The following is a 25,679-nucleotide window of genomic DNA, read 5'->3' as shown; positions in this document are numbered from 1 at the left end:
AACCCATGTCCAGAGCCGGTCCTGCGTGCAGCGAGCAATTTTCATGGCTGAGAGTCAGGGCTAATCAGGAGGAGTTTTGCCTGCTGGCTGAAAGCTTGCCGTCGGGAGCGTGATAACTCCGCTTTGCATGTCGTAACTGCCCACTAAATTTGGGGCTCTATTAGCTGATGACTGTAAGGAAAATCCCTGCAAATGCCCTTGTTTAGCCTCTTTCTCGAACTCTTTAAGAAGCGTTGTGTTGGAGATAATTGCCGTGCGCAGTTGCTGTGCTTGATCCCGCGTCACACTTGGATCAGTTGAGAAACGGGCAAGCGCTGCTTCGAGTTGGGGGCTGACGGCTGCCATCTTTCGTTCCTTGTTGATTAGTTCAACGTACCGATAGATTTGACGCAAAGTCGACCAGGCTCACGGACCACAATGTTCCTCGGGACAACGGAAATAACGATATCCCCACCAACTCCATCTTTTGCAAATTTTGTGTAACGCCAATCCTCAAGCTGACCAATCGGTCCGTAAGTAGGTGAGGCATTAAAGCCCATTGCTTTAAGTGCCTTGTCATAATGATCAAAATAAAGCCCGCAGACAGCAGACATATTAGACCAATCGTCTTTATCGTTTTGAAAAGTCAAGTCCACGCCTTTTAAAAGCGAGGGCGATTCTGGAACATAGGTAAATGCATAGCGCCACCCATCTTGCAGATCGATGCTCCAGTACGCCACTGACAGCTCTGCTGGATCTGGTTTCTTAAGAGTGATCCCCATAACTTCCCGAATACGTTCGGGACTCAGGTCATCACGGGACTCTAGCCCCTCGATCAGTTTCAAGAACCGATTGCCTATTTCTTCAGCGCTAAGCGTAATTTTGTTGGCGGTGACAGCCTCTGGCAAAGTCATGTCAGCGTGCTCCTTCGGAAGCGGCTTCAGTGGTCCATGGGCACAAGCACTTAGTGCAGGTGCGCAGAGTGCGGTTAGGAAGAGCAGGGCTGCTCGGGGGAAGCGCATTGGCAGATCCTAAGGGGTGACAGACGCAGCATACAATGTGTGAATTCATACGTAGAAAAGCTGGCGAGAGCTGCTTCGAGTTGCGGGCTAGGCGTTGCCATCAGCTTCCGTCCTTGGTTAGTTCAGTGTTCCAATTGATTTGACACATAGCCTGCCGGGAGAACCTGGCACTTCATTTTGAGGAAGGAGCGAAATCACAATGTCGTTTCCGCTTCCGTCTTTCGCGAACCTAGCAAACCGCCAGCTTTGTAGTTGGCCGATCTCACCATGCACGGGCGAATCCACAAATCCCAACTCAATAAGCGAACTTTTGTATTCCTCAAAATCGACGCAGTTATCTTGAAGACTTGAAGATCCTTCATCCTCGTTGACAAAAGACAGACCAATGCCCTGCTTGAGAGCACGAGACTCGGGAGTAAGCTCCAATAAGTAGCTCCAGCCATTACTAAGCGCTTGGCCGTGGATATACGACTCAAGAGCCTCAGAGGGGAAGGAAACTTTTTTCAGAGAAATGCCAGTGACTTCGCGGACCCGATCGACTGTCAGATCTTTCCTGGAGTCCAACCCGCCCAGCAGTTTCAAAAATCTTTCGCCAATCTCAACAGCGCTGAGCGTAGGGTTGACCATTGAAGTATCAGGCGTCGTCATTGCACGCGGCTTTTTTGGAAGTGGCGAAGTAGGTTTAACAAGTGTATGTGCGCATGCACATAGCGAAGTTACGCAGAGGATGGCAACTGAGAACATTGCAACCTTGGTGGGTCTCATACGCGATCCGTACACGTAGGCAGGTCATCGTACTTGAGCAAGGCAGGTCGCGGGATCACTTCCGCGCAAAGGATTCACTCATAGCATCGCTGCTCCACTGAGCATGTGACTCAGCGGCAGATCGGTGCACGCATACCATCTCGAATCCGTCCTGACATAACGTCATCGGCCCGGGTCGAAGTCGCGATGATCTTGAGCAGCCACGTCACCTGCGGGAACACTACGCGTTCCTCTCTGCTGTCTTCCATCAACCACAGCTCCGATGTCTTTCGGATGCTGGTGAAGTTAGGGATACTAACTCTTGTTGTCAACAGGCAGATTCTTCGAAAAGCGTGGCCTCCAAACGGTATCGCTTGCTCTAACTCATGCCCTTCAAAGCAGCCGACGTCACCACTCATCGCGTCGCCTCGACGGCATGCCTGTCGCGCTCACGCCGCCGCGCCGCTTCCAGCGCGGCCACGAATCCTGCATCGGCATCAGTATATGGGCTTGCGGTGCAGGTGCCGATGTCTTCTGCAATGCGGAAAACATCGCCTAGGCTGCTGCATTGGTGCGGCTCGCATTGCCGCGTGCTGCACTGCGTAGCAGCTGGCGTGAGGCAGCGAAGCTGCGGCCGCGGGTGATGAGATGGTTACCTTCCGTCTCGCATCCGTCACGCCAGGCGCTGCCATCAGTGAGTAGCCCCCATAGTCCCGGTGCTGGCAAGGCGCTCGCCAATATGCATACCCACCTTCAGACCCGGTTCGGTATGCACGCCAGCCTGCTGTTCTATACGCGCGATACAGCGTCAGCGCCGCGTGCCAAAACGCCAACGCCCCGACCAGGTCGGGGCGTTGGTGATCGAGCGCTGCTTGCGCTACATCACTGCGTGCGATGTACGCGACGCATAGTCCTGATGCGGTTTACAGCACGGCAGGCATCCGCCTACCGATCATGCACCCGATTTACTTATTCGATTTGACAGCGTCGCGCACGTCATCGGCAACTTCGCCGGCCTTGCGCTGCACCTTGCCAACATTCTTTTCGGCGGCGCCTTCCAGTTCGGTGCTCTTGTCGCCAGTGACGCGGCCGATGGCTTCCTTGACCGAGCCCTTGACCTGCTTGGCGGCACCGTCGATACGATTCTTATCCATGGATGTTGCTCGTCGTTTGGGGAACCCGGCCAGTCTGTGCGCGCCGGCGTGAGCATGATGTGCGCTTGCATCCGGATGCCGCAGTTGCGAATGCACTAATTGCGTTAGTGCATTTGCGCCAGCTGCAGCTAGCAGGGCCTTGCTAAGCCGAATCTTCAAGGCATGCAGTGGACATGGTCATCGGCTGATTGACGCTGGGATGCTGCGGTAAGCAACGGCCGTAGCGTTACTGCAACTCACTCCACGCTCGCTGCCACCAGCCGCTGCCACAGTACGGCGTTGGCGTCGCTGTCCGGCTCCAGGGTGGCCAGGATGCCGAGCGCGCGGTCTTCGTGCTCGGCACCGTGGCGGGCGAGCATGGCCAGGGCGGCGGCGAGGCGGCCGTAGCGCAATGCCAGGCCGAGCGGGGTGGCGAGCAGGCTGGTGTCGTGTTCGGGGCGCTGTTCGTCCAGCGCGGTGCCGAGCTGTGGCGGCAGGTCCCAGGCGGTGGCAATGGTCTTGGCCACGGCGGCGGTATGGCGTTCGACCAGGGCGGCGGCTACCTCCAGGTTGTAGGGCACGCCGCGGCGCTCGGCGTAGGTGTCGCGCAGGACGCGCAGGATCACGATCGCGCCCAGGCCCTGCAGCAAGCCGGCGAGTTGACCGGACAAGGTGTCGCCGCCGCGTTCGCGCAGATAGGCGGCTGCGGCGGTGGCGGTGCGCAGGGCGTAATCCCACACGGCGGCAGGCAGGCGCGAGTACAGCCCGCCATCCAGGCTCAGCACCGGCTGCATGACGGCGGCGGCGACGATCTGGCGCACGCCTTCGGTGCCGATATGCACGACCGCGCGCTCCAGGCTTTCCAGCGGGCCGCCTTGCGGGCGGTATAGCGCACTGTTGGCGATGCGCAGCAGGTTGGCCGCCAACGCGGGGTCCTGCGCGATGATCGCGGCGATGCCGCGGCCGGAGGCATCGGGATCGTTCACCGCACGCATCAGCTGCGGCAACAGGTGCGGGCGACGCGGCAGCAATTGCGGCCGCAGGTCGACTTGTTCGAGCGCGGCGGCGACGGCGGCCAACACCTCGGCCTGGGCGGGGTCGCCGGGCAGCGTGCCCTCGGCCAGCGATGGCGTGGCCATCACCGCCGCATACATGCGCCGCAACAGCGGGCGCATCGGCGGTGGTTCGATCTGCAAGGTCTGCGCAGCCGGCGGCGGCACGGGCTGCTGCAGCGGCGCGGCGGGCGATGGCTCCGGTGCAATCGGCGAGGGCGACGCATGTGCTGTGGACGCATTGCTTGCCGACGGCGGCGCGATGTCATCGGCCTTGGCGTCGCGGCGTCGCGCCAGCAACCACCACAGACCTCCGGCGAGCACAACGGCACCTAGCAGTCCGGCGGCGAGCAGCAACACAGTTACGAGCATCATGGAAAAATCGTCTGATCAGTGCGGCGACTATCCGCGAAGCCGGTCGCGGCGGCAATGCGAGCGTGTGTCGCTGGGCATTGCCGTCGGACGGTCGGCCAGGCTGGCGCGCACATGCAGCAAGGCCACCGTCGCGTCGTTGCGGGCTGGGGCAACGCAGTGCGTGCAGCAGGCAGCAGCTCATACCCCGCCGAGCCGCCGCCGCCGCCGCCCGGGCGTGATAGTGGCGCACGCGGGCCATGGCCTGCCGATGATGTGCAACGGCCGGTTCATGGCTAGCATGCAGAGACGTTCTCTGCCCAAGCGAGTGCCCATGTCCACCGTCACGCTCCACCGCGTCATACGTGCCAGCCCCGAGCGGATCTATCGCGCCCTCCTCCAAGCCGATGCGGTGGCCAAGTGGCTTCCGCCCAATGGCTTCACCTGCACCGTGGAGCATTTGCACGCGCATGTCGGCGGCACCTTCCGCATGGCGTTCACCAATTTCGCCAATGGCCAGCGCCACGCATTCGGCGGCACCTACCGCGAGCTGCAACCCAACGTGCTGTTGCGCTACGACGATGCGTTCGATGACCCCTCGCTGCCTGGCACCATGGTCACCACGGTGCAGTTGCATACGCTGCCGTGCGGTACCGATCTGCACGTGGTGCAGGAAGGCATTCCCGAGCAAATTCCGCTACACGCCTGCTACCTGGGTTGGCAGGATTCGTTGATGCTGTTGGCGCATCTGGTGGAAGCGCATCCGGAGAATTGATCGGCTGCCACGCACCGCGTGCTTGGTGCAGTGCAGCGATGAGGGGTATGTCTTCAGACTGACCGCTGCGCTGCACGTCGCGCTAACGCAGTGCACGCCACTATGCATCACCAGCTGTGCAGCCCTAGAGCATCTAGGCAGCTTAAAGGGTGCAGGCATCCGCAGTTGGACCAGATTCGCTCACCGACAGACACCGCGCACCGCGCGGTGTCTTCGTTTGGGTAGGAAGCCAATGCCGCGCATCGCACGCGCCGCTGTAGAGCGGTGCCTTCCAGGTCACATTGCGGCCATCGACCTGCGCTACAGGGTGCCCTGCTTCCACAGCTGCACGATTTCCGCAGGTGCATGTTCTTCGGGGATGCGCAGCGGCTCGCTGGCGCCATCCCAGACGATGCTGAAATAGCGGCGATCGCCACCGCCGGCCTGCGGCGCCGGCAGCGCGTGCGCCATGCACTGATCCAGCACGCGACGCAGCCGCACCCGCTGCGCATCGTCCAGCGCATCCATCGCCAACTGGCGCTCGCGGCGCATGGCCGGAAACGCCGCCACCCCGCCTTCGCGCGCCAGTCGCAAGGTCACGCCGGTTTCCACCGGTGGCCGTTGTGGGCTCATGCGAGCACGCCCACGTCGCGCCAGGCTTGCTGCACTGCTGCGGTTTCGCTGCTGTTGGCGCCGTACTCGGCGCTGGCCACCTCGACGGTCAGCGCGGCGAAGGTGGCGAAGTCCGCGCCGGCGGCCAGCTCGCCACCGGTGAGCGCGCGATACCAGATGCGCCCGGTCTTCTCCCACGCCGCCCCACCGATCGCGACGGCGGCCCGATAGAACGCGTGATTGGGAATGCCGGAGTTGTAGTGCACGCCGCCATCGTCCTCTTGCGTGTCGACATAGCCGGCCATGGTCGCCGGCTGCGGGTCCTTGCCCAGGGCCGGGTCATCGTACGCGCTGCCGGGCGCCTGCATCGAGCGCAGGCCCACGCCCTTGATGCCGGGCATCAGCAAGCCGGCGCCGATGATCCAGTCGGCCTGGTCGGCGCTCTGGCGCAGCGTGTACTGCTTGATCAGCACGCCGAACACGTCCGAAATCGATTCGTTCAAGGCACCGGACTGGCCTTGATAGATCAGGTTGGCGGTGCGCTCGGTGACGCCGTGGGTGAGCTCGTGCCCGACCACATCCAGGGCGATGGTGAAGCGGTTGAACACCTCGCCGTCGCCGTCGCCGAACACCATCTGCTCGCCGTTCCAGAACGCGTTGTCGTAGCCACGCTCGTAATGCACGCTGCCGATCAGCGGCATGCCCGCCGCGTCGATCGAATTGCGCCCGTACACGGTCTGGAAAAAATCGTGGGTCGCGCCCAGGTAGTCGTAGGCTTCGGTCACCGCCACGTCCTGGGTGGCGGCGGCACCTTCGTCACGCACCAGGGTGCCGGGCAGGGCGGTGCCTCGCTGGGCATCGTAGATGCGCCGCTGCACCGCCGGGGCGGTCTGTTGCGCCTTGGCATCTGCCGCCGGCGCATCGGCGCGTGCCAGCAGCCCCAGTGCGCGCTGCTGCCGTAGCTGGGCGGTGATTTGCCGCGACAGCAGCGCGCACTGGCGCGCGTGTGCGGGCGCAGCCTGCGCCACATGTTCGAGCAGGTACGGCGGCAGGATCCCGGCGCGGCGCGCGCTGACAAACGCGGACATAAGCGACCTCCACAATGGCTGCGCCAGCGACTATGCGGGCGCCGGCTTTAGGAATTCGTTAGCCGGCGCCGGTGGCCGCGTGCAGTGCGGATCGCATGGGGTGTTGCGTTCATTCCAGCTGCGACAGCGCCTGCGCAATGGGGGTCTGCCCGTCGATGAAGCCGATCGTTTTGCCGATGCTGCCCGGCGTTGCCAGTGCGGCGGCGATCACCTGCGCCACGTTGGCACGCGAGACGCCGCCTTCGGCATCGCTGCCCGGGTCGCGGGTGATGCGGCCCGAGGGTGGGTCCAGCGTGAGCCGGCCGGGGCCGAGCACGGTCCAGTCCAGCGTGGTACTGCGCAGGTGCGCATCGGCAGCGGCCTTGGCCTGCGCATAGGCGAAGAAGGCATCGTCCGGCCCGATGCCGTGTCCAGCCCGGCGCCGAGATAGGACACCATCACATAGCGACGCACGCGCGCCTGCTCGGCCGCATGCATGGAGCGAATGGCCGCATCGCGATCCACCGCGTAGGTGCGCGCCGCATCGCCGCCGCCCGCCCCGGCCGACCACACCACCGCATCGTGACCGGCCAGCTGCGCGGCGATGGCATCGGTCTGTGCGTGTTCGATATCGAACACCACCGGCGTGGCGCCATCGGCAATCACGTCGTCTTCGTGTGCGGGGTTGCGGAACAGCGCGGTGACCTGATGCCCGCCTTGCACCAACAGCGGCGTGAGCAGGCGCGCCACCTTGCCGTGACCACCGATGACGAGAATTCGAGACATGCACCTCTCCAACAGCTGCGCGCCGACATGGCGCGGAAAGGCGGCCATCCTCGCCAATGCGGTGCTAAGGCGGTGTAATCGCGCGCCGGCACTGCCATACCGCGACAGGCGCATGCCCTCCGCAGTTGCGCGCTGCCGCCGTTGCTTCCTGGGTGGTGCTCCTCAGTGCCAGGCGTGGCGATCGAACATGCCGGCCAGCATTCCCCGCAGCCACCACATCTAGGACACTGACGGGCCAGAGTCTGCGAGAGTTGCTGATGCCGATGTCTTCCGAGTTACGCCCGCGCGTTGGCTGCGGTGCCTTCATCCAGCGCGCCGATGGCCGCCTGTTGCTGGTGCTGCGCGGGCGTGCGCCCGAGCAAGGCCATTGGGGGCTGCCCGGCGGCAAGGTGGACTGGATGGAAACCGTGGAAGCCACGGTGGTGCGCGAAGTGCTCGAAGAAACCGGCCTGCAGGTGCACCCGCAACGCGTGCTCTGCGTGGTCAGCCACTTCGAGCCGGACATGGACCCGCCGCAGCATTGGGTGGCGCCGGTGTATCTAGCCAGCATCCAGGGCCCGGAACAGGCGGTGCTGCGCGAACCGCAGGTGCTGCTGGAACTCGGCTGGTTCGCACTCGATGCCCTGCCCACGCCACTGACCCGCTCGGCCATGCAGGCGGTGCAGCAGGTGCAGGCCGAGCGCGCCGCAGCCCGGGCATGACTGCCTGACAGCCGCGCTGCGGCTCTCCTGCGGCGGGCATGTGCGCCGCCGCGCAGGTCACATGGATTTTGTCGCCGCGCTCGGCTATTTTCTGCGCTGCCGGGGCGAGGGGACAGCGCGCCCGGCGGATCGAATCGCACGGCCGGGATGCCGAACGACTGCGTGGCGCCCGGCCACTCATCAGGGGACACGAATGGAATCGCTCTATCCGCAAGGCCCGGCCGTGGTGCCGGAACAGCTCACTGCGCCCAGCAGCAACTATCGTCGCAACGCCTGGCTGGCCATGCTCGGCCTGGGCGGTTTCATCGCCGTGTACCTGGGCCTGCTGGTGTGGTTCGGCTGGACCGCCTACCGGCTGGTCGCCGGCTTGCTGCAGGGCTCCGGTGGCGAGCAGGCATTCTGGCAATGGGTGGTGGCCGCCGGCGCGGCGTTTCTGGCGGTGTTCATGGCCAAGGCGCTGGTGTTCAACAAGCGCGCCGAACGCGACACCCGCGCGCTGGAACTCACCCCCGCCGAGCAGCCGGCGCTGTTCGCCTTCCTGTACCGGCTGGCCGACGATGCCGGGGCACCGCGCCCGCACAAGGTGTACCTGTCGGCGCAGGTCAACGCCGGGGTGTTCTACGACCTGTCGCTGATCAATCTGCTGCTGCCCTCGCGCAAGAATCTGGATATCGGGCTGGGCCTGGTCAATGTGCTCAACCTGGGCGAATTGAAGGCGGTGCTGGCCCATGAATTCGGGCATTTCGCCCAGCGCACCATGGCGGTCGGCCGTTGGGTGTATATCGCCCAGCAGATTGCCGCGCACATCGTGGGCAAGCGCGATGCGCTGGACCGCATACTGGCCACGCTGTCGCGCATCGACCTGCGCGTGGCGTGGATCGGCTGGGGGCTGTCGTTGATCGTGTGGTCGATCCGCTCGCTGGTCGAAATCGCCTTCCGCGGCGTGGTACTGGCGCAGCGCGCACTTTCGCGCGAGATGGAATACCAGGCCGATCTGGTCGCCGCATCGCTCACCGGCAGCGATGCGCTGGTGCATGCACTGCACAAGCTGGAAGCGGCCGATGACGGCTTCCAGCGCGCGCTGCGCTTTGCCGCGCGCGAATTCGCCCAGGACCGCCCGGTCAAGGATCTGTTCGCCATCCAGTCGCGCATCATCGAACACATGCGCGTGGTGTTGAACGACCCCGGCCATGGGGCGGTGCCGGCGGTACCGACCGAGACAGCGCCGATGCACCGGCTGTTTCATAGCGAAATCGCACAGCCCTCGCAGATGTGGGCCACGCATCCGCCCAGCGCCGCACGCGAGGAGAATCTCAAGCGCCGCTACATCGCCTGCCCCATCGATGCGCGCCCGGCGATGGAGCTGCTGCACGATGCCCAGGCGCTGCGTGAACGCGTGTCGCTGGGCATGTTCAACGGCCAGGCGCCCACCTGCGTGGACACTGCCGTTTCGCTGGAGCAGTTGGAACGCGACTTCGCCGCGTTGTCGTTGTCGCGGCGCTACCAAGGGCTGTACCTGGGGCGCTCGTGCACGCGTACCGCGCGCACCCTGGACGAGCTGTATGCCACGCCGCTGCCGTCCGGCGACCTGCTGCAGGCGCTGGACGGCCTGTACCTGCCCGACGATGGCCAGGCGATCGAACAACTGCGCGAGCGCGAGCGCCAACGCGCCACCTTGCAAGGCCTGATGGATGGCGGGTTGCGCGCCGCCGGCGGGGTGGTGACCTGGAAGGGCACCACGTTGTCGCGCACGCAGCTGCCGGCGGTGATCGCCGAGCTGGACGACGAGCTGCGGGTGCTGCGTGCGCGCGTCAGCGGCCATGATCAACGTTGCCGCAGCGTGCACCTGGCGGCAGCCAACCGTATCGGCGGCGGCTGGCCGGCGCTGCTGCGTGGCTATCTGGCCGTGCTGCATTACACCGACCACACCATCGCCGATCTGGAAGACGCCAATCTGCTGTACCTGCAGACCTTCCAGAGCGTGATCGCCGATGGCCGCGTCTCGTCCAAGGAATTGCGCAAGCTGGTGGCGGCCTGCAATCAGGTGCAACGCGCGCTGGGTCAGGTGTATGCGCAAGCCGGCCAGGTGCAGATGAACGCGCCGCTGGCGCAGGCCCTGGGCAAGCCGCAGTGGTCGCAGTGCCTGCCGGAATTTGGTCTGGTCGAGGCCGACGAGAACAACATCAATGCCTGGATGAAGGCCGCCGGCAGCTGGGTGCAAGTCACCCTGGACGCCCTGGGCACATTGCGCGATGCCAGCCTGGAAGAGTTGCTGCGTGCAGAAAACGCCGTGGCCGAGCGACTGCGCAGCGGCGACACCTCGCCAACCGACGCCACCCCTCCGGCGGCACCGACCGACTACCCGATCCGCCTGCCGGGCGAGATGCGCCAACGCGATCTGCGGCAGAACCTGTGGCAGCGCTTTCTGGCCGCCGACGGCGTGTTTCCGTCGGTGGCGCGGGTGGCGGTGGCCGCATCGATCGTGGCTGGCGTGTTGTGGGCCGGCGGCGCGGTGGGCATGGCCGAAGTGGTCGCCTACAACGGTTTGCAGCAGACCGTGACGGTGGCTATCGACGGGCAGTCGGCCACCATCCCGGCCAATGAGCGCCATGTGTTTCGCCTGTCAGAGCGTTCGACCCATCATGTGGAAACCCGCACCGCCAACGGCGCGGCGATCGAACGTTTCGATGCGCCCAGCGGCGGCCACGGCGGCCAGTTCGCCTACAACGTGGCCGGTGCCGCGCTGCTGCTGAACTGGCGTGCCAGCTACGGCTCGGCCAGCGAAGACACCACGCGCAGCCTGAGCACCACACGCTGGGAACGCACCCAGGCGCAGGACATCTTCAGCGAGCCGCCGCAGAAGGTCAGCGGCAAGGGCGGCCAGTACCGCGACGTGCTCACGGCCGTGTCCGGGCGTTCGCCCCACGAGCTGTTGGGCGAGCTGGGACCGGAGCGCGATCTGGCGCTGATCACCGCGCATGCGCGCTGGGACGCTGCGGACTCGGCGTATCTGGAGCAGTGGATGGAGCAATTGCGCAGCGCAGCGCCACAGGCCTTGCCCGCCATTTTGACCGAGCGCCTGCAGCGCAACCGGCAAGACGTGGTGGCGCTGCGGATGCAGCAGGACATCGCCACGCCCGAGCAACGGGCGCAGGTGTGCGGCCAGCAGACTACCGCTGCGCAGGCGCATCCGGATGCGCCTGCATTGCAGTACGCGGCGATCCGCTGCCGCAGCGATACCCCCGAACGCGACCAGGCGTTTGTCGCCGCACAGGCGCGCTGGCCGAATGACCCGTGGCTGCAGCGCGCTGCAGCGGCCGTGCAGGTCGGTCAGCTGCATCTGCCGCAAGCCCAGGCGCTGTACGAACAGGCAGCGCGCGCGCCGGCACTGGCCGATGATGTGCTGCCGCTGCTGGCGCGTTTGCAGCGCTACCGCGGCCTGGCGACGGACCTGCCAGGCATGGCGCAGCAGTCGCCATCACTGGCATCGATCGTGGCACTGGAGGGCGGTGAGCGCACCCAGGGCACGCCGTACCACAGCTATTACGCCCTGGCCCACGGGCAACTGGACACGGCAGTGACAGAGGCGGCCGCCGATGCCGACGTGCAGGCGCGCATCGTCCGGCTCGCGGCCGCGTCCCATGGCGCCAGCGCCGCATTGCTGCAGCAGGCACGCGTGCTACCCGAAAGCGCCGGGCTCGACCCGATCACTGCACCGAGCGCCTGGGCACTGGCCGCGCGCGAGGGCTGGCAGACGGATGCGTTGCGTGCGGCAACCCTGCAAGGGACCGGCGAAGATGGCGCCTACATCGCCCGGTTCTTCGACGCGGTACAGGCCGGCGGCAGCCAGCAGCAGGCCGAAGCGGCGTTGGGCGGCGTGAGCCTGGTCGGCCGCGGCCTGGCCTACACGATGGCGGCGGTCCTACTGGGCCAGCGCTGCCCGGATGCATGGCGGCGTGGCGCCCAGCAGCTGTTGTTTGCCAGCGAGCGCCCCTATCTGGGCTGATGCAGTGCCCGGTGTACGACGATGCAATCGCTCAGGTGAGGGCGCCACGTCCCTCGCTCGGACACTGCCGGCGTAGCGCACGCGATGACGCCGCGTTGCCGAGCGGATGCCCAGCAACGAACAACACCTGCGCTCGCCGCCGTGCGGGTGCGGGCCGGCCGCGGCACAGCTTCCATTTCCCACGCCCCACGGAAAAAGCCAGCAGGCGCTACGCGCCATCGCGCGTTTTTTTCAGCAGGCAGCGCAGCTGCCGTTGCCGAAGTTCGACGCGCAGCCCTAACGCGCTGCTGACACCGGCTAGGCGCAATCCTTACATCTTCTCGCCTAGGTTGAGACCGACTGGCGCTGCAGTGGCAGTGTCAACATCGACCAGGAGAAATGGGATGAGTCTGCAAATTCCTCAGGGCGCCTTGGTAGTGGTGGCCGACGGCGGCGAAGCCCGCTGGTTCACCAACACCGGCAACGAATCCAAGGTGGTGTTGCGCCAGCACGCGCGCACCGACGTGCAGAACGTCGATGACGACGGCCCGGCCGGCAAGGCGCCGCAAGATCTCACCGAAACAGACCTGGACGAAATGACATTCGCCAAGCAGCTCTCGCACGCCTTGAACGATGGCGCCTTGAAGCACGAGTACACGCACCTGGTGCTGGTGGCCGACCCGACCACCTTGGGCCGCGTGCGCCCGTTGCTGCACAAGGAAACCCAGCAGCGCCTGGTGGGCGACCTGGCCAAGGATCTGACCAACCTGCCGCTGGAAGATATCCAGCGCGCCTTGTCGTAATCAAGCGGAGCATCCAGACGATGGGCTTCGTTCGCCAGTACGCCTCCCAGGCCCCGGAACGCAGCGCAGTGGAGGCACAGACCGGTTTGCAGGTTCTGGAATTCGGTACCGACTGGTGCGGCCACTGCATTGCCGCGCAGCCGCTGCTGCAAAAGCTGTTGGGCGGATACGAAGCGATCGACTACCGCAAGATCGAAGACGGGAAAGGGCGGCCGCTGGGCCGCTCTTTTCGCGTCAAACTGTGGCCCACCATTATCCTGCTGCGCGACGGGCAGGAACTGGCACGCGCAGTCAGACCGCAAACGCGTGAGGACCTGCAAGACCTGTTGTCGCTGCTGGATGCAGCCTGATTGCACGCAACATCGCATCGCCTTGAGATGCGCTTGCACGGCGCTGAGCATCGCTGACGAACGTTGGCGTGCGGTCGTCTGACGCAGGCGCAGCAGGTTTTCATTCTCTGTAAAAAGCGGGCTTGCGATGCATCGTGCTGCTGCAGGTGCTGCGTCACGCAGGGCGTGCGCGACATCGTCGCAGCGGATGCGTACACAGCGGACGGGCGCGTACGCATCGCGCACCAGTGCAGATGAATCGGCCAGAAAACAAGGTGTTTTGCGCGCCTGGCGCCGTCGCGCCTGCATCGATCGGCCGGCTGTAGTAACATAGCGCACTGATCAAGCCCTTGGGCAATGCCCATCCCTTGGTCGTCTGTCCCGCAGCGTCGTTGAATCCACGCGGCCGTCCGGGAATGCCTCCGGTGTCATCTAAGTGCAATGCGTTGCCGTACTTGCGTGATGTGCCGTGTCCTGTGCGTTGCCAGGGCGTGTGGGTAGCGACGGCCTGCGCCCGACGAGATATCCCGGGCGCAACTTACGGAGACCATAAATGCACGATGCCCGCGCGATGCGTTCGCACTTTGGCTGGTTCAAACGCCGCCGCCAGCTGCAACTGGATGACGTCACCGTGGTGGACCGCAGCATGCTGCGCAAGGCCGTCGGCGCTGCGGCGCTCGGTAATGCAATGGAGTGGTTCGACTTCGGCGTATACGGCTATTTGGCGGTGACGCTGGGCCAGGTGTTCTTCCCGGCAAGCAACCCCACCGCACAATTGATCGCGACCTTCGCCACCTTCACCGTGGCCTTTCTGGTGCGGCCGATCGGCGGCATGGTCTTCGGACCGCTCGGCGACCGTTACGGGCGCCAGAAAGTCCTGGCCGCCACGATGATCCTGATGGCGCTGGGCACCTTCAGTATCGGCCTGATTCCGGCTTACGAGCGCATTGGCTTATGGGCGCCTGCACTGCTGTTGCTGGCGCGTTTGCTGCAGGGATTTTCCACCGGCGGCGAATACGGTGGCGCGGCTACCTTCATTGCCGAATACGCCACCGACCGCAATCGCGGCCTGATGGGCAGCTGGCTGGAGTTCGGCACGCTGGGTGGCTACATCGCCGGCGCCGCCACCGTGACCGCCTTGCACATGAGCGTGACTCCGGCGCAGATGCTCGATTGGGGCTGGCGCGTGCCCTTCCTGATCGCCGGGCCGTTGGGGTTGCTGGGCCTGTACATGCGCATGAAGCTGGAAGAGACCCCGGCATTTCGCGCCTATACCGAACAATCCGAGCAGCGCGAACGGCAGACCGCCGCGCAGGGCCTGACCACGCTGCTGCGCCTGCATTGGCCGCAACTGCTCAAGTGCGTGGGCCTGGTGCTGGTGTTCAACGTCACCGACTACATGCTGCTGACCTACATGCCCAGCTATCTCAGCGTCACGATGGGTTACGCCGAGAGCAAGGGCTTGTTGCTGATCATCCTGGTGATGCTGGTGATGATGCCGCTCAACATCGTCGGCGGCATATTCAGCGACAAGCTGGGCCGGCGGCCGATGATCATCGGTGCCTGCATCGCGCTGTTTGCGTTGGCGATCCCGTGCCTGTTGCTGGTCGGTAGCGGCAACGACGGGCTGATCTTCGCCGGGCTGATGCTGCTTGGCCTGGCCCTGGTGTGCTTCACCAGCTCGATGCCGTCCACCTTGCCGGCGCTGTTCTACACGCCGGTGCGCTACAGCGCGTTGTCGATTGCCTTCAACGTGTCGGTGTCGTTGTTTGGCGGCACCACGCCGCTGGTCACCGCCTGGCTGGTGGAGCGTACCGGCGACCCGCTGGTGCCGGCGTACTACCTGATGGGCGCAGCGGCGATCGGCTTGCTGACGATGCTGTTCGTGCGCGAAACCGCGGGATTGCCGCTACGCGGCTCGCCGCCGGCGGTGGCCAGCGATGCCGAAGCGCGCGCCCTGCTGCAGGCCGACAGCCCGGTGACGGTGGATGCGCAATTGCCAGTCACCACCACAGCGTCGATGGGCCAACCGCGCACGGCGTGAGTTGTCGGCGATTCGCACGGCATGCATTTGTGGCTTCAGGCGCATGCGGTGCTGTTGCAGCAACCGGTGAGATCACGCCAGAGGCGATGCGGGCGATGACGCTGCGCATCGCCGCCAATGTGAAGGCAGGCGACGGCCGGAACCTTCGAAGGTGACGGTCGGCGGGCTAGCACACCGTCGCCAGCAACCGCTTGGCGGTTTGCGTAGCAGCGGTGTTGGCTGTGCTTGTTCGTCACGCACAGGATGGGTGGAAACGTCGCTTCGCCAAGTTTCAGGTCCACATGCTTTTGCCCGTGATCGACGCAGCGCGTTGCACGATGCTGCAGTTCGCCGCTGCTGCCTTTAGCGTGCGGTGTACGGGTTGTGCTCTGGCAACACGGGCATGCGCATATCGGCCGATGGCGCGCCTTCGCCGGTTTCCACATAGCGTTTGAGGCTGCTGCCGAGAAAGAAACGCCAGCCACGCGCGCAGGCCTCCTTGCACGGCGAATCGCGATACCCGGACTGCACGAAATCCACCTGCGTGCCCTGGCTGATGGAGCGCAGCTCAAAGCGCATCACCGTGCCTTTCCAGGCGTCGGTGTCGAGCATGTTGGAGTCGTGGCAGCGCCAGCACACCAGTTGGTGATCGGCGCCTTCGTCGATGCTCAGTTCCACACGCCAGCCCTGCCGGCTCCAGTCCAGGCGCACCAGATCGTCGGCCAGGCTCACTTCACGGGTCCACCAACGCGCAAGCTGCCTGGGCTCGGACAACGCAGCGCAGACCACTTCCGGCGCGGCGGCAATGACGATGCTGTGGCGGATCTCGCAATTCATCTGGTGCGCATTCGCTGCTTGGACGCCGATGATTGCCGCATTTTAACAGCCAATTGCGCTGCAGGCCCAACAGGGTCCGGTTCGCTTGTGCGGCACTCACATCGCGCTGGGTACCATCGGTCAGGTCCCAACCATGATGAGCAGGCATGACGACGCTTCCGATACCGGTGATGGACGCTGCCGCGCAGCGCGATCTGGCCAGGGCCCACGCATTGCTGGAAAACCCCGGCGTGGCAGCGCAACTGGCCAATGCGCTGGGCGCGCCGATCGAGAGCCTGATCACCAAACGGCTTCCCAAGGTGGTGACCCGCAGCATCGATGGCGTGACCCGTCGCGCACTGCAGGTGGCGATGAAATCGGCGTTGCTGAGCCTGCGCGGCAAGGCCGATGCGCAGCAACCGGCATCCACGACGCGGCATACGCTGGCGGTGGCGGTTTCCGGCGGTGCAGGCGGGTTTTTCGGCCTGCCGGGCTTGATGGTGGAGCTGCCGGTGACCACCACGGTGATGCTGCGCTCCATCGCCGATATCGCCCGTGCCGAAGGTGAATCGCTGCACGACCCGGACACCGCGCTGGCGTGCCTGGAAGTGCTGGCGCATGGCGGGCGCAGCGCCAGCGACGACGGCGCCGAATCCGGCTACTTCGCAGTACGTGCGGCGATGGCGCAGCAATTGAGTGCGGCGGCCAGCTACGTGGCCGCGCACGGTTTTGCCAGCAAGGGCGCACCGGCGTTGGTCTCGCTGGTCTCGCGCATCGCGGCGAAGTTTTCGGTCAACGTAGGCGAAAAGCTCGCCGTGCAGGCAGTGCCGCTGGTCGGCGCAGTCAGTGGCGCCACGCTCAATACCGTGTTCATGCGCCACTTCCAGGCGATGGCGCGCGGACATTTCATCGTGCGTCGGCTGGAGCGTCGCTTCGGCGAAGATGCGGTGCGGCGCGCGTACGAGGCATTGCCGCCGCCGCGGTGATGCGTGCCGCTGCATGCGAAGGTCGCAGATGACTGCAAGGTCATCGTGCAGTAGGTGTCGCAGCCACGGGTGACGCTGGCCCAACGCAACGCAACGCAACGAAACGCGCTGCGGGCGAAGGGCCGCGGCATCCGGTTCACCGAACGGTTGCCGCCAAGCGATGCTTGGGCGCGATAATCGCCGCAACCACGACAGATGCCGATGATGCCCAAACCGTTTTCGCCAGCGTCCGCGCGCAACCGCGACCCCATTCTCGAGGTACTGCGCACGCATTTCGCCGACCGGCAGCAGGTGCTGGAAATCGGTGCGGGCACCGGGCAACACGCAGTGCATTTCGCTGCGGCGATGCCATGGTTGCAGTGGCAGGCCAGCGATCACCTCGATCATCTTGCCGGCATGCGGCAATGGCTGGACGAGGCGGCGCTGCCGAACACGCCGCCACCGATTGCACTGCAGGCCGTGCCCACGCCCACGCCCGGGCTCGCACCGCCGCCCAGCCTGCCGGTGCTGCGTGGCGGCCAGCGCGGCTTCGATGCGATCTACAGCGCCAATACCTTGCACATCATGGGCTGGCTGCAGGTGCAGGCCTTGTTCGCCGGATTGCCCGCGGTGATGGCGCCCGATGTGGTGCTGGCGATCTACGGGCCGTTCAACCGCGATGGGCAATTCACCAGCGACAGCAATCGCGCCTTCGACACCATGCTGCGCGAGCGCGACCCTGCCTCGGGTATTCGCGATGCCGAAGCGGTGGATGCGTTGGCGGCATCGGTGGGGTTGCAGTTGATCGATGACGTGGCCTTGCCGGCGAACAATCATTGCCGGGTGTGGCGGCGCCTGACGGCGGCGAGTTAATCGCCGGCACCGCTGGGCGGACTTGATGGGCATGTTGTTGGTTCGGCGCGAAGTCTCACCGTGTAGCGACAAGCCTGCGCATTTGCGTGTGGAATCCAACGCGTGCTGCGTCGCGAGGCGCAAATGACGCACCGGTGAGCCGTCTGCTGCGAATCGCACCGCGGGATTCAAGACCACGCGCGACTCTGTGCAGCGGGCCATTCCGCCCTTGGCAACGTCGATCTGCAACGCCGCCTTTCCTAGGTCGTTCAAGCGCTTGTTACGGCACCCGTTGCGAAGGTCGCTTTCGCTCAAACCACCACAACGCGGCGGCCGCGCCGAGCCAGACCAGCAGCCACGGCCAGCGCGCGCCGAGTTGGCTAGCAGGGTGTGCAACGGGTGCGGAGGCAGCGCCGGTCGTCAGGGCGATGGTGGCGAGGCGGCTTTGCTGTGCGTACAGGGCCGGCGCTTCATTGGGCGCGCGGACATGGAGCCAGCGTTGGGTGTTGCCGCTCTCCAGGCGATGCCAGCCGGGGGTTGCCGGCCAGTAGCCGGCGCAACGCGGCCCATTGCCGTTGCGTTCCGGCAGTAATGGGTGGCGAGCCCGGTCAGGGTCGGTCACCAAGGCGTCGGCGTGCAGGTCGCACAGCGGCATGCGGTGTTGCGACCAGCCTTCCTGCACCGGGGTGGGCAGCGCGCCGCCTGGGCGGGCGACGGCGCCGGACAACTGCGCCCAGAGCGCGGCGTGCAGATCGCTGCGGCCGGCCAGCACCAGCGCGAAGCTGTCTTCCACCAGGCCGATGCCGATGCGCCCACGGCCCTGGGCCCGCCACCAGCCCAGGGCGCTGCCATCGTCGGCGCGGGCGGCGACCAGGGCGTCGGTGGCTTGCGGTTGCAGGTCGCGACGTTGCAGCGCCAGCGTCGGGGCGTCGCCGGGGCTGCCGGCAGGGTCGGCAGGTGCGACCGGCGGCGAGAGTCGCTGCGGTGCGGGCACCGGGCGGCTGGTGCCGCCGCCGCTGACGTCGAGGCCGAGCTCGGCCAGGGCGGTGCGTGTGCCGGCGTCCAGTGGCCCGTCGGTGCGCACCAATACACCCAGGCCGCGCTGGATCGCGGCGCGTAAGGTCTGGCGCTGCGCAGTGCCCAGTGCGGCCAGGCGGCGCGGGTCGACGATCAGCAGGTCCAGCCGGTCCAGGCTGGCCGCATCCAGCGCGGCACCCTCGCCGAGTTGCACGCCGGCGCCGACCGCGATCTGGCTACGCACGTCCAGCCCGGCATCGCTGGCCCAGCGGCGCAGGTATTTCAGCTCCGGCTGCGGCGCGCCGGCCAGGAGCAGCACGCGCATCGGCGCCATGGCAGCGATCAGCACCGGTACCTCCACGCGGCTGCGTGCTGCACCGGCGGCATCGCGTGCACGCACGGCGAACAGCACCTGGCCCGGCGCGCGTGCCAGGCCGCGCAGGCGCACGCGGCCGGCGCGGTCGGCCACGGCGCTGTCCACCACCTGCCCGGCCGGATCGAGCAGTTCCACGCGCGCGTCGGGAAGGCCCTGCACCTGCGCAGACACCGCAATGGTGTCGCCCGGGGCGACTGGCGGTGGGGGCGAGACCGCGACCACGCCGCGTGGGGCGGGGCTGAGCTTCAGCCGCAGCGGAATGTTCAGGCCCTCACGGTCGCGCGCGGGCAGGCCGCTGCCATGCACCACCAGCGCCGTGGTGCCGGGTGCGCGCCGCAGTGCGGTGGCCAGGTCCGGCACGCGCATCACGCCGGGTAATGCGGGCGCCTCGGGCAGGGCGACCCAGCGCGCGAGGTCGCCGGTGGAGATCTGCCCGGCGGCGGTGCTGGCGGTGGCGACATGCAGTTCCCCACCGGTACCGGCGCGCGGCGGGGGCAGCAGCACCGGATAGAGCAGTACCGCGAGCAACGGTTGGGCGGCGAACAGCAGCCAGAGCCGGGTGCGCGCATAGGGCTGCCGGTGGTGCGCCCGCACCAGGCGCACGCAGCCGATGACGGCGATCAGCAGCAATGCCGCACCGACCAACCAGGGCAAGGAGGGTGTCATGGTTGGTGCTCCGGGCGCGATGCATCCTGAAAGCGCCCGCCGTACAGCCTTGTCGATGCGGTCCGCGCCCACGACGGCGGACAGCCTGCTGCCAGGTCTACAGACCACCTCGGTCCGATCGAGCGGTGCACCGGGAGCAGGCGGATCAGGGCGGGACTCACGGCTGCATCTCCTGCCGCAGCGCATCCAGGTAGCGCTGGCCGTGCGGGTCGGGCGCGGCGCGGCGATGCGGTGCTGCCGGCGGGGCGAGCAGGGTGCGCCAGACCTGGGCGCGCAGCTGGGTGCGGCAGCGGGCGCAATCGGGTTCGGCGCGCAGGGTTTCCACGGCGGCGGCCAGGCCCAGCGGGTCGTGCAGGCGGTCGTGCTGGGTCTGCAGCCACTGCGCGTAGCGGGCCAGGGTGGCGTCGGGCACTGGGGCTGCCTCGCCCAACGCGTCCCACAGCTGCAGCGCGGACGGGTCCGGGGCCGGGCGGGTGTCCAACCCGGCGGCACGGTCGCCCAGGCCGGTGCGATCGCCGCTCAGCCGCCGGCTGGGGTCGATCGGCGGCAACTGCGTGCCCACGCGCGCCAGGTAGATGCGTTCGGCTTGCTGCACCTGTTTGATGAAGCCCAGCGCCTTATTGGCGTACGGCAGCGCGCGCTCGGGGTGGCCCTGGCGCAGCTCGCCTTCGGATTGCCACATCTGGTCCAGCGCCGCGCGCAGCAGGGCGCGGGTTTGCGGGTCGAGCAGGGTGGCGGCTTCGGCGTGGTCGTGGGTATGGCCGAATTCGGCCAGCACGTTCTCTGCTTGGCCGAAGCTGCTGCGCTCGGGCCGGCCGTTGCTGCCGCCATGGTCGTGGTCGTCCAGTGCGGCGGCGCCGGGCTCGCTGGCGTGGGCGTCGTGATCGTGATCGTGATCGTCGTGGTCATGCGCGGCGTGCGTGTCCGAAGCAGCGGCCGGCGCGCTTGGCGCATCGGCGGTGGGTAAATCATCGGCCGGGGCGTCGCTGGTGGGTGGCGCGTCGGCAGTCGGCGGACCTTGCGGCGCGCCTTCGCTCTCTTCGCCGAGGAATTGGCCATAGCGCAGCCGCAACAGGCGCTGGTCCACGCCGATGGCATCGGAGCGCTTGAGGAAGCTGGCCGCGTCCAGGCGCGGTTTCTCCTTCAGCAGTGCCTGCGCGTCGATGATGATCTGGCGCTGGCTGCGGAAGTAGGCCGGCAAGGTCTGCTTGACGCTGGCTTCCAGGCCGGAGGCCATGGTCTGTTCGGGCGGCGGCCAGCGCAGGATCACACTGGCGCTGCGGCCTTCCTGCGGGCCGGGCTGGCGGGTGTCGTGGACGATGAGCTGGGCAATCAGGTCGTCGCCCGCGGCCATGCCCAGTGCCTGTGGCTGCACAGTGGTGGCGAAGCCGCGTTGCCGGGCCGGGCCGCTGCCGGTGAGCGTGCGGCGCTGGGTGCTGAAGGTGATGTTTTCGCCGCTGCCCTGGGCCAGGGTGAGGCGCAGCTCGGCGCTGGCGGCCACGGCGTAGTCGTCGCTGGCTTCGAAACGTAGCGTCCAGCTGCGGTTGGCCGGGGACCACAGCACCAGGCTCTGTTCGGGGGCAAGCACACGCACCTGCGGTGGGCGGTCGGGCAGCACGTCCAGCCGATGCAGCTGGCGGTCGGCCGGCGCGCCGTCGATGAGGATGCGGTACAGGGTGGCGCGCTCGGCGACCCAATGGCCTTGCCACGTCTCGCTGCTGCCTTCTCGCGCCAGCGCGACGGTGCGGCCGTCGGTAAGCCGCAGGGCCACGCTGCGCGGCGCCGGGCTGACCTGCAGTTGCCAGTCCAGCCGGGTGCCGGCCGGCACCTTCGCATCCAGGCCGGGCAGGCGCGCGGCCGGCAGACCGGTGTAGGCCGGCGGGCTGCTGCGTAGCTGCGCCTGCCGCAGCGTGGGGGCGCCACTGCTGTCACGCGCGGCGGCAACGCGGTCGGTTGGCGGGGTGCGTTGGGTGGCCGGTTGCGGCCACAGCAGCAGCGCACCGCAGGCGAGCACACCCAGCACGCTCCAGGGCCAGGCGCGGCGCCACGGCCAGGCCGGGCGCAGATCGCGCGGGGTGCTGCGCAGACGCTGCTCCAGCCGTTGCCGTTGCAGGGCCTGCAGCGGACCGAGTTGAGCGATCGGTGCGAACAGCAAATCGCTGCTGTCCTCCAGATCTGCATCGCGGTCCAGCCGGCGGATCAGCCAGGCCTGGTCGAGACGCCGCGCGGCCAGCAGCGCCGCGCCGCCCAGTGCCAGCAGGCCCAGAAGCAGCAGCACCACGATGGCGACCTGCGCACCGGCGCGCCACGCCAGCGCCGCCGGCAGCGCTGCCCACGGCAGCCCGAACACCAGCACGCCTGCGGCCTGTCGCCGCCGTGCCGCCTGCCACGCGCGCTGCAGTGCCGGCGTGCTCATGCGGGAGTGGCCCGGCGCGGCGCGGTGGCCAGCCAGCGTTCGAGCGCGAACAGCAGCAGCACCAGGCCGATCAGCCACGGCGCCAGCGGTCGCGGCGTGGTCGTCAGGCGGGCGGCGGCACCGCGCTGCGGGTGCTGGGTCTGCGCCAGTGCGCGCTGCGGTGTGGGTGCTGGTTGCAGGGCGTCGTGCAGGCGGGTGGGGAAGTCGGCATCCAGCAGCGCCGGCAGTTGCTGCGGTTGCAATGGTGCGGCCCAGCGCAGCATGCGTCCGCGGCCGAACGCTGCGGCATCGAGCCATGGCGCGCCAGAGGCGGTCTGTTGCACGGGCTGCAGCAGCGCGGCGAGGTTGGGCGGGAGAGGTGTCTGCGCATCCACCAGCAGCTGCCCACCGGCTGCGACCCAGGCCATCACCGGCGCCGGCGGGGCACTGCGTGACAGCCACGCCACCACGGTGCCGGGACCCCAGCGCGAAGGCTGTGCGTTGGCCGGCGTGCTTATCGGCAAGCTGCCCGGCAGCGCCCAGGCGGCATGTACGGCGCGCAGATAGCGCAGGGCCGGCGTGGTGCTGTCGTCGGCAATCGCCTGCAGTCGTAGCGGCGCGGCAGCAACGGGCGCCGCAAGCGGCGACTGACCGGGCACGACCTGCCAGCGCACCTGATGCGACAACTGCAGCCGTTGCGCATCCAGCGGGCCCCACTGGGCCGGCACGATCACGCTGAGCGCCGCATCCGCCGGCAGGCTGGCATCGAGCTCGCGCAACAGGCTGGAGACCGGCTGCGTCGCGCCTGCAGGCCTAGCGAGTGTCTTGTGGGTATCGGCATCCGCATCTGCATCGACCGGCGGGAAGCCCGGCGCCAGCCATACCCACCGCGCGTCCGCGACGTGGCGCAGCTGGCGTGCGGCGGCCACATCGACTCCCGGGCTGAGCGCAATGCGTGGGCGTGCATCGTCATGATCGCGCACGGCCGGTTCGGCCAGCAGCAGCGCCACCGCAACCAGCAGCAACAAGCGCGCCAGCAGCAGCGGCCATTCGTCCAGACGCACGCGGTGGCGTGGGCGCGGCAGCGCACGCAACCAGCGCAACGCTGCGAAGTCGGTCGGCCGGTGTTCGCTGCGCCGGGCCAGATGGATCAGCAGCGGCAGCAGCAACGCGGCCAACGCGGCCAGTCCCGCAGGGAAAAGCAACAGCAGGTTCATCGCGGTACCCGCCTGGCGACATGCGCGCAGCCGACCTGCCAGCTCATCGCCGCGCGCCTTGCCCGAACAACTGGCGTAGTGCCGCCTCGGGTGCTGCGTCCAGATACTGCACTGCGTGCGCGATGCCGGCGGCCTGCCAGCGCGCCTGCTGCGCGCGCTGTGCCGCGCCGAAGCGGTGCAGATAATCGGCGCGCATGGCCGCGCCATCGCCCAGCAATTCTTCGCCGGTTTCCGGGTCGCGAAACCGGTGCCCGCCGCTGAAACTGAAATCGCGTTCGTCGCAGGTCAGCACCTGCAGCTGCATGACCTGGCGGCGTGCGGCGGCGAGTTTTTCCAGTGCAGCGTTGAGGTCTTCGTCGAAGCCATCGCCGATCGACAGCACCAGCACATGCGTGGCGATGCGTTCCCACAACGGGCGCACGGCGGCCATGCCCGGCCAACGCCCACCGGCGCGCAAGCCATGCAGGGCCAGCCATAGCCGGTCGCGTTGCCGCGGCCCGGCGCCGGCCGGCACTGCCACCAGCCCGCCGCCGTGTACCGCGAACAGGCCGACCTGATCGCCCTGCTGCAGCGCGATTTCTGCAGCGCAGGCGGCCAGCGTCGCCATCGCCTGCAGGCGCGTGCCGCCGGGGCGCGCGTGATCGGCCTGGCCGGCGGAGGCAGTGGCATCGAGCAACAACCACAGCGTCAGCGGGCTTTCGCGCTCGGCTTCGCGCACGAAGAAGCGGTCCGAGCGCGCGTAGAGCTTCCAGTCGATCTGGCGCAGCGCATCGCCCGGTTCATAGGCGCGGTATTGCGCGAATTCCAGCCCGGCGCCGCGGCTACGGCTGGCATGTTGGCCGATGCCGTGCGCACCCTGTGCATGACGCGCACGCAGCTGCAGGCCACGCAGGCGGCTGCGTACGTCGCTGGGAATCAATGCCGGCACGTCCGCACTCACGCCGCGCGACGCCTCAGGTAGGGAATGGCACGGCGCGCAGCAATGCGGCGACCACGTCGTCGGCTGTGCGTTGTTCGGCCTCGGCCGCGAACGAGAGCAACAGGCGGTGGCGCATCACCGGCGCCGCAAGCGCCACCACGTCTTCGCGGGTGGCTGCAAAGCGTCCATGCAGCAGTGCGCGCGCCTTGGACGCCAGCACCAACGACTGCCCGGCGCGCGGGCCGGCGCCCCACTTGATCCACTGGCGCACCTCGTCGCTGGCCTGCGGGCCAGGACGGCTGGCACGCACCAGACGGTTGATCCAGGTCAGCAACTCTGCGCCCACATGCACCTGCCGCACATGCTGTTGCAGCGCCTGCACGCTGGCCGCGTCCATCACCTTGGGTACCTGCGCGATTGCGCTGCCGGTGGTCTGGCTAAGGATCTCGCGCTCTTCCTGCTCGCTGGGATAATCCACCCGCACATGCAGCAGGAAGCGATCCAGCTGCGCCTCGGGCAACGGGTAGGTGCCGGCCTGTTCGATCGGGTTTTGCGTGGCCAGCACGAAGAACGGCGCCGGCAGCGCATAGGTGGTGCCGGCATAACTCACCGTGCGTTCGCTCATCGCTTCCAGTAATGCGGCCTGGGTCTTGGGCGGGGTGCGATTGAGTTCGTCGGCCAGCAGCAGATTGGTAAAGATCGGCCCTTGCTGAAAGCGAAAATGCCGATGCCCGGTGCCGTGGTCTTCTTCCAGCAACTCGGTCCCCAGGATGTCGCTAGGCATCAGGTCGGGGGTGAATTGCACGCGGCGAAACTGCAGTTCCAGCGCCTGCCCCAGCGAGCGCACCAGCAGCGTCTTGCCCAGGCCCGGCGCGCCTTCCAGCAGGCAATGGCCGCCGGCGAGCAGGCCGATCAGCAATTGCTCCACCACCGCGTCCTGGCCCACCACGGCCCGGGCCAGGGCGGCGCGCAACGTGCCCAGCTGGGAGAGCTGCGCGGTGAGGATGTCGTCGTTGGGGGAGGTCATGCGCGAATTCTCGTTGGATGGTTGCTGATGCGCGGCGCGCTTGCGCGCGAGGCCTCAGCGGTAATTCTTGATTGCGCAAGCCTGGTTC

General features: G+C 67.0%; 21 protein-coding genes and 1 pseudogene. 8 read left to right on the top strand and 14 right to left on the bottom strand.

Annotated features, from left to right (window positions below; all coding sequences use genetic code 11):
- Nucleotides 1-60: 60 nt before the first annotated feature.
- The 5 genes from J7396_RS06390 to J7396_RS06370 all read right to left on the bottom strand — a co-directional run bounded on the left by J7396_RS06390 (nt 61) and on the right by J7396_RS06370 (nt 4,305).
- Nucleotides 61-345 (bottom strand): hypothetical protein, encoded by a 285-nt coding sequence (locus tag J7396_RS06390; RefSeq protein ID WP_244669548.1) that lies wholly within the window; start codon nt 343-345, stop codon nt 61-63.
- Between the two features lie 17 nt (nt 346-362).
- On the bottom strand, nt 363-1,001 hold the full coding sequence (locus J7396_RS06385; protein ID WP_209261171.1) for a hypothetical protein: 639 nt from the start codon (nt 999-1,001) through the stop codon (nt 363-365).
- A 117-nt stretch (nt 1,002-1,118) separates the two neighbouring features.
- The gene (locus tag J7396_RS06380; protein ID WP_230201269.1) at nt 1,119-1,649 is read right to left on the bottom strand and encodes a hypothetical protein; all 531 of its coding nucleotides are present in this window, start codon (nt 1,647-1,649) and stop codon (nt 1,119-1,121) included.
- A 1,061-nt stretch (nt 1,650-2,710) separates the two neighbouring features.
- A complete protein-coding gene (locus J7396_RS06375) occupies nt 2,711-2,899 on the bottom strand; it encodes a CsbD family protein (RefSeq protein WP_008575250.1) in 189 nt (62 codons plus the stop codon).
- 236 nt (nt 2,900-3,135) lie between these two features.
- Nucleotides 3,136-4,305: an HDOD domain-containing protein gene (locus tag J7396_RS06370; RefSeq protein WP_209261170.1), complete on the bottom strand. Its 1,170-nt coding sequence runs from the start codon at nt 4,303-4,305 to the stop codon at nt 3,136-3,138.
- A 220-nt stretch (nt 4,306-4,525) separates the two neighbouring features.
- Between J7396_RS06370 and J7396_RS06365 the strand changes: the two genes are divergently transcribed.
- Nucleotides 4,526-5,056: an SRPBCC family protein gene (locus tag J7396_RS06365; RefSeq protein WP_029818135.1), complete on the top strand. Its 531-nt coding sequence runs from the start codon at nt 4,526-4,528 to the stop codon at nt 5,054-5,056.
- 300 nt (nt 5,057-5,356) lie between these two features.
- Here J7396_RS06365 and J7396_RS06360 read toward each other — a convergent pair whose 3' ends face one another.
- The 3 genes and pseudogenes from J7396_RS06360 to J7396_RS06350 all read right to left on the bottom strand — a co-directional run bounded on the left by J7396_RS06360 (nt 5,357) and on the right by J7396_RS06350 (nt 7,500).
- A complete protein-coding gene (locus J7396_RS06360; protein WP_209261169.1) occupies nt 5,357-5,668 on the bottom strand; it encodes a protealysin inhibitor emfourin in 312 nt (103 codons plus the stop codon).
- Nucleotides 5,665-6,735, bottom strand: coding sequence for a M4 family metallopeptidase (locus tag J7396_RS06355; RefSeq protein ID WP_029818137.1), 1,071 nt, complete (start codon nt 6,733-6,735; stop codon nt 5,665-5,667). Before J7396_RS06355 ends, J7396_RS06360 begins: the two co-directional genes overlap by 4 nt.
- 109 nt (nt 6,736-6,844) lie before the next feature.
- Nucleotides 6,845-7,500 (bottom strand): annotated as a pseudogene (locus J7396_RS06350) (SDR family oxidoreductase).
- A gap of 257 nt (nt 7,501-7,757) precedes the next feature.
- Between J7396_RS06350 and J7396_RS06345 the strand changes: the two are divergent.
- From J7396_RS06345 to proP, 5 genes are all read left to right on the top strand, one after another.
- Nucleotides 7,758-8,201: an NUDIX domain-containing protein gene (locus tag J7396_RS06345; RefSeq protein WP_057682005.1), complete on the top strand. Its 444-nt coding sequence runs from the start codon at nt 7,758-7,760 to the stop codon at nt 8,199-8,201.
- Between the two features lie 283 nt (nt 8,202-8,484).
- Nucleotides 8,485-12,207, top strand: a complete 3,723-nt coding sequence (locus tag J7396_RS06340) for a M48 family metallopeptidase (protein ID WP_209261190.1) — start codon at nt 8,485-8,487, stop codon at nt 12,205-12,207.
- Between the two features lie 383 nt (nt 12,208-12,590).
- The gene (locus J7396_RS06335; RefSeq protein ID WP_008577854.1) at nt 12,591-12,989 is read left to right on the top strand and encodes a host attachment family protein; all 399 of its coding nucleotides are present in this window, start codon (nt 12,591-12,593) and stop codon (nt 12,987-12,989) included.
- A 20-nt stretch (nt 12,990-13,009) separates the two neighbouring features.
- Nucleotides 13,010-13,339: a thioredoxin family protein gene (locus J7396_RS06330; RefSeq protein ID WP_008577855.1), complete on the top strand. Its 330-nt coding sequence runs from the start codon at nt 13,010-13,012 to the stop codon at nt 13,337-13,339.
- A 532-nt stretch (nt 13,340-13,871) separates the two neighbouring features.
- Nucleotides 13,872-15,362: a glycine betaine/L-proline transporter ProP gene (gene proP, locus J7396_RS06325; protein WP_209261168.1), complete on the top strand. Its 1,491-nt coding sequence runs from the start codon at nt 13,872-13,874 to the stop codon at nt 15,360-15,362.
- Nucleotides 15,363-15,704: 342 nt separating this feature from the next.
- Here the strand turns inward: proP and J7396_RS06320 are convergent, their stop codons facing one another.
- Nucleotides 15,705-16,178: an SRPBCC domain-containing protein gene (locus tag J7396_RS06320; protein WP_008577858.1), complete on the bottom strand. Its 474-nt coding sequence runs from the start codon at nt 16,176-16,178 to the stop codon at nt 15,705-15,707.
- A 170-nt stretch (nt 16,179-16,348) separates the two neighbouring features.
- Between J7396_RS06320 and J7396_RS06315 the strand changes: the two genes are divergently transcribed.
- Both J7396_RS06315 and J7396_RS06310 read left to right on the top strand, forming a co-directional pair.
- Nucleotides 16,349-17,143: an EcsC family protein gene (locus J7396_RS06315; RefSeq protein ID WP_031420517.1), complete on the top strand. Its 795-nt coding sequence runs from the start codon at nt 16,349-16,351 to the stop codon at nt 17,141-17,143.
- 195 nt (nt 17,144-17,338) lie between these two features.
- Nucleotides 17,339-17,995, top strand: a complete 657-nt coding sequence (locus J7396_RS06310) for a DUF938 domain-containing protein (RefSeq protein WP_122272045.1) — start codon at nt 17,339-17,341, stop codon at nt 17,993-17,995.
- A 259-nt stretch (nt 17,996-18,254) separates the two neighbouring features.
- On the opposite strand, the gene J7396_RS06305 is transcribed toward J7396_RS06310, so the two are convergent.
- The 5 genes from J7396_RS06305 to J7396_RS06285 form a co-directional block, all read right to left on the bottom strand.
- Nucleotides 18,255-20,033, bottom strand: a complete 1,779-nt coding sequence (locus tag J7396_RS06305) for a carboxypeptidase regulatory-like domain-containing protein (RefSeq protein ID WP_209261167.1) — start codon at nt 20,031-20,033, stop codon at nt 18,255-18,257.
- A 157-nt stretch (nt 20,034-20,190) separates the two neighbouring features.
- On the bottom strand, nt 20,191-22,449 hold the full coding sequence (locus J7396_RS06300) for a hypothetical protein (RefSeq protein ID WP_209261166.1): 2,259 nt from the start codon (nt 22,447-22,449) through the stop codon (nt 20,191-20,193).
- Nucleotides 22,446-23,645 carry a BatA domain-containing protein gene (locus J7396_RS06295; protein WP_209261165.1) on the bottom strand — a complete coding sequence of 400 codons (1,200 nt, stop codon included), beginning with the start codon at nt 23,643-23,645 and terminating at the stop codon, nt 22,446-22,448. Before J7396_RS06295 ends, J7396_RS06300 begins: the two co-directional genes overlap by 4 nt.
- A gap of 43 nt (nt 23,646-23,688) precedes the next feature.
- Entirely contained in the window at nt 23,689-24,585 is an 897-nt protein-coding gene (locus tag J7396_RS06290) for a DUF58 domain-containing protein (protein WP_209261164.1), read from the bottom strand.
- A 13-nt stretch (nt 24,586-24,598) separates the two neighbouring features.
- The gene (locus tag J7396_RS06285) at nt 24,599-25,591 is read right to left on the bottom strand and encodes a MoxR family ATPase (RefSeq protein WP_209261163.1); all 993 of its coding nucleotides are present in this window, start codon (nt 25,589-25,591) and stop codon (nt 24,599-24,601) included.
- Between the last annotated feature and the right edge of the window lie 88 nt (nt 25,592-25,679).

This window comes from Xanthomonas sp. A1809, from assembly GCF_017746015.1.
GTDB lineage: Bacteria > Pseudomonadota > Gammaproteobacteria > Xanthomonadales > Xanthomonadaceae > Xanthomonas > Xanthomonas euvesicatoria.
The sequence above is the reverse complement of the archived record's forward strand: the minus strand, read 5'-3'. Positions and strand labels throughout refer to the sequence as shown.

Coding starts and splice junctions, on each gene's coding strand:
- J7396_RS06380 (WP_230201269.1), bottom strand. CDS start 1,649: ATGACGACGCCTGATACTTCAATGGTCAACCCTACGCTCAGCGCTGTT.
- J7396_RS06345 (WP_057682005.1), top strand. CDS start 7,758: ATGCCGATGTCTTCCGAGTTACGCCCGCGCGTTGGCTGCGGTGCCTTC.
- J7396_RS06295 (WP_209261165.1), bottom strand. CDS start 23,645: ATGAACCTGCTGTTGCTTTTCCCTGCGGGACTGGCCGCGTTGGCCGCG.
- J7396_RS06300 (WP_209261166.1), bottom strand. CDS start 22,449: ATGAGCACGCCGGCACTGCAGCGCGCGTGGCAGGCGGCACGGCGGCGA.
- proP (WP_209261168.1), top strand. CDS start 13,872: ATGCACGATGCCCGCGCGATGCGTTCGCACTTTGGCTGGTTCAAACGC.
- J7396_RS06370 (WP_209261170.1), bottom strand. CDS start 4,305: ATGATGCTCGTAACTGTGTTGCTGCTCGCCGCCGGACTGCTAGGTGCC.
- J7396_RS06390 (WP_244669548.1), bottom strand. CDS start 345: ATGGCAGCCGTCAGCCCCCAACTCGAAGCAGCGCTTGCCCGTTTCTCA.
- J7396_RS06330 (WP_008577855.1), top strand. CDS start 13,010: ATGGGCTTCGTTCGCCAGTACGCCTCCCAGGCCCCGGAACGCAGCGCA.
- J7396_RS06335 (WP_008577854.1), top strand. CDS start 12,591: ATGAGTCTGCAAATTCCTCAGGGCGCCTTGGTAGTGGTGGCCGACGGC.
- J7396_RS06340 (WP_209261190.1), top strand. CDS start 8,485: ATGCTCGGCCTGGGCGGTTTCATCGCCGTGTACCTGGGCCTGCTGGTG.
- J7396_RS06285 (WP_209261163.1), bottom strand. CDS start 25,591: ATGACCTCCCCCAACGACGACATCCTCACCGCGCAGCTCTCCCAGCTG.
- J7396_RS06360 (WP_209261169.1), bottom strand. CDS start 5,668: ATGAGCCCACAACGGCCACCGGTGGAAACCGGCGTGACCTTGCGACTG.
- J7396_RS06305 (WP_209261167.1), bottom strand. CDS start 20,033: ATGACACCCTCCTTGCCCTGGTTGGTCGGTGCGGCATTGCTGCTGATC.
- J7396_RS06355 (WP_029818137.1), bottom strand. CDS start 6,735: ATGTCCGCGTTTGTCAGCGCGCGCCGCGCCGGGATCCTGCCGCCGTAC.
- J7396_RS06315 (WP_031420517.1), top strand. CDS start 16,349: ATGGACGCTGCCGCGCAGCGCGATCTGGCCAGGGCCCACGCATTGCTG.
- J7396_RS06310 (WP_122272045.1), top strand. CDS start 17,339: ATGCCGATGATGCCCAAACCGTTTTCGCCAGCGTCCGCGCGCAACCGC.
- J7396_RS06375 (WP_008575250.1), bottom strand. CDS start 2,899: ATGGATAAGAATCGTATCGACGGTGCCGCCAAGCAGGTCAAGGGCTCG.
- J7396_RS06385 (WP_209261171.1), bottom strand. CDS start 1,001: ATGCGCTTCCCCCGAGCAGCCCTGCTCTTCCTAACCGCACTCTGCGCA.
- J7396_RS06320 (WP_008577858.1), bottom strand. CDS start 16,178: ATGAATTGCGAGATCCGCCACAGCATCGTCATTGCCGCCGCGCCGGAA.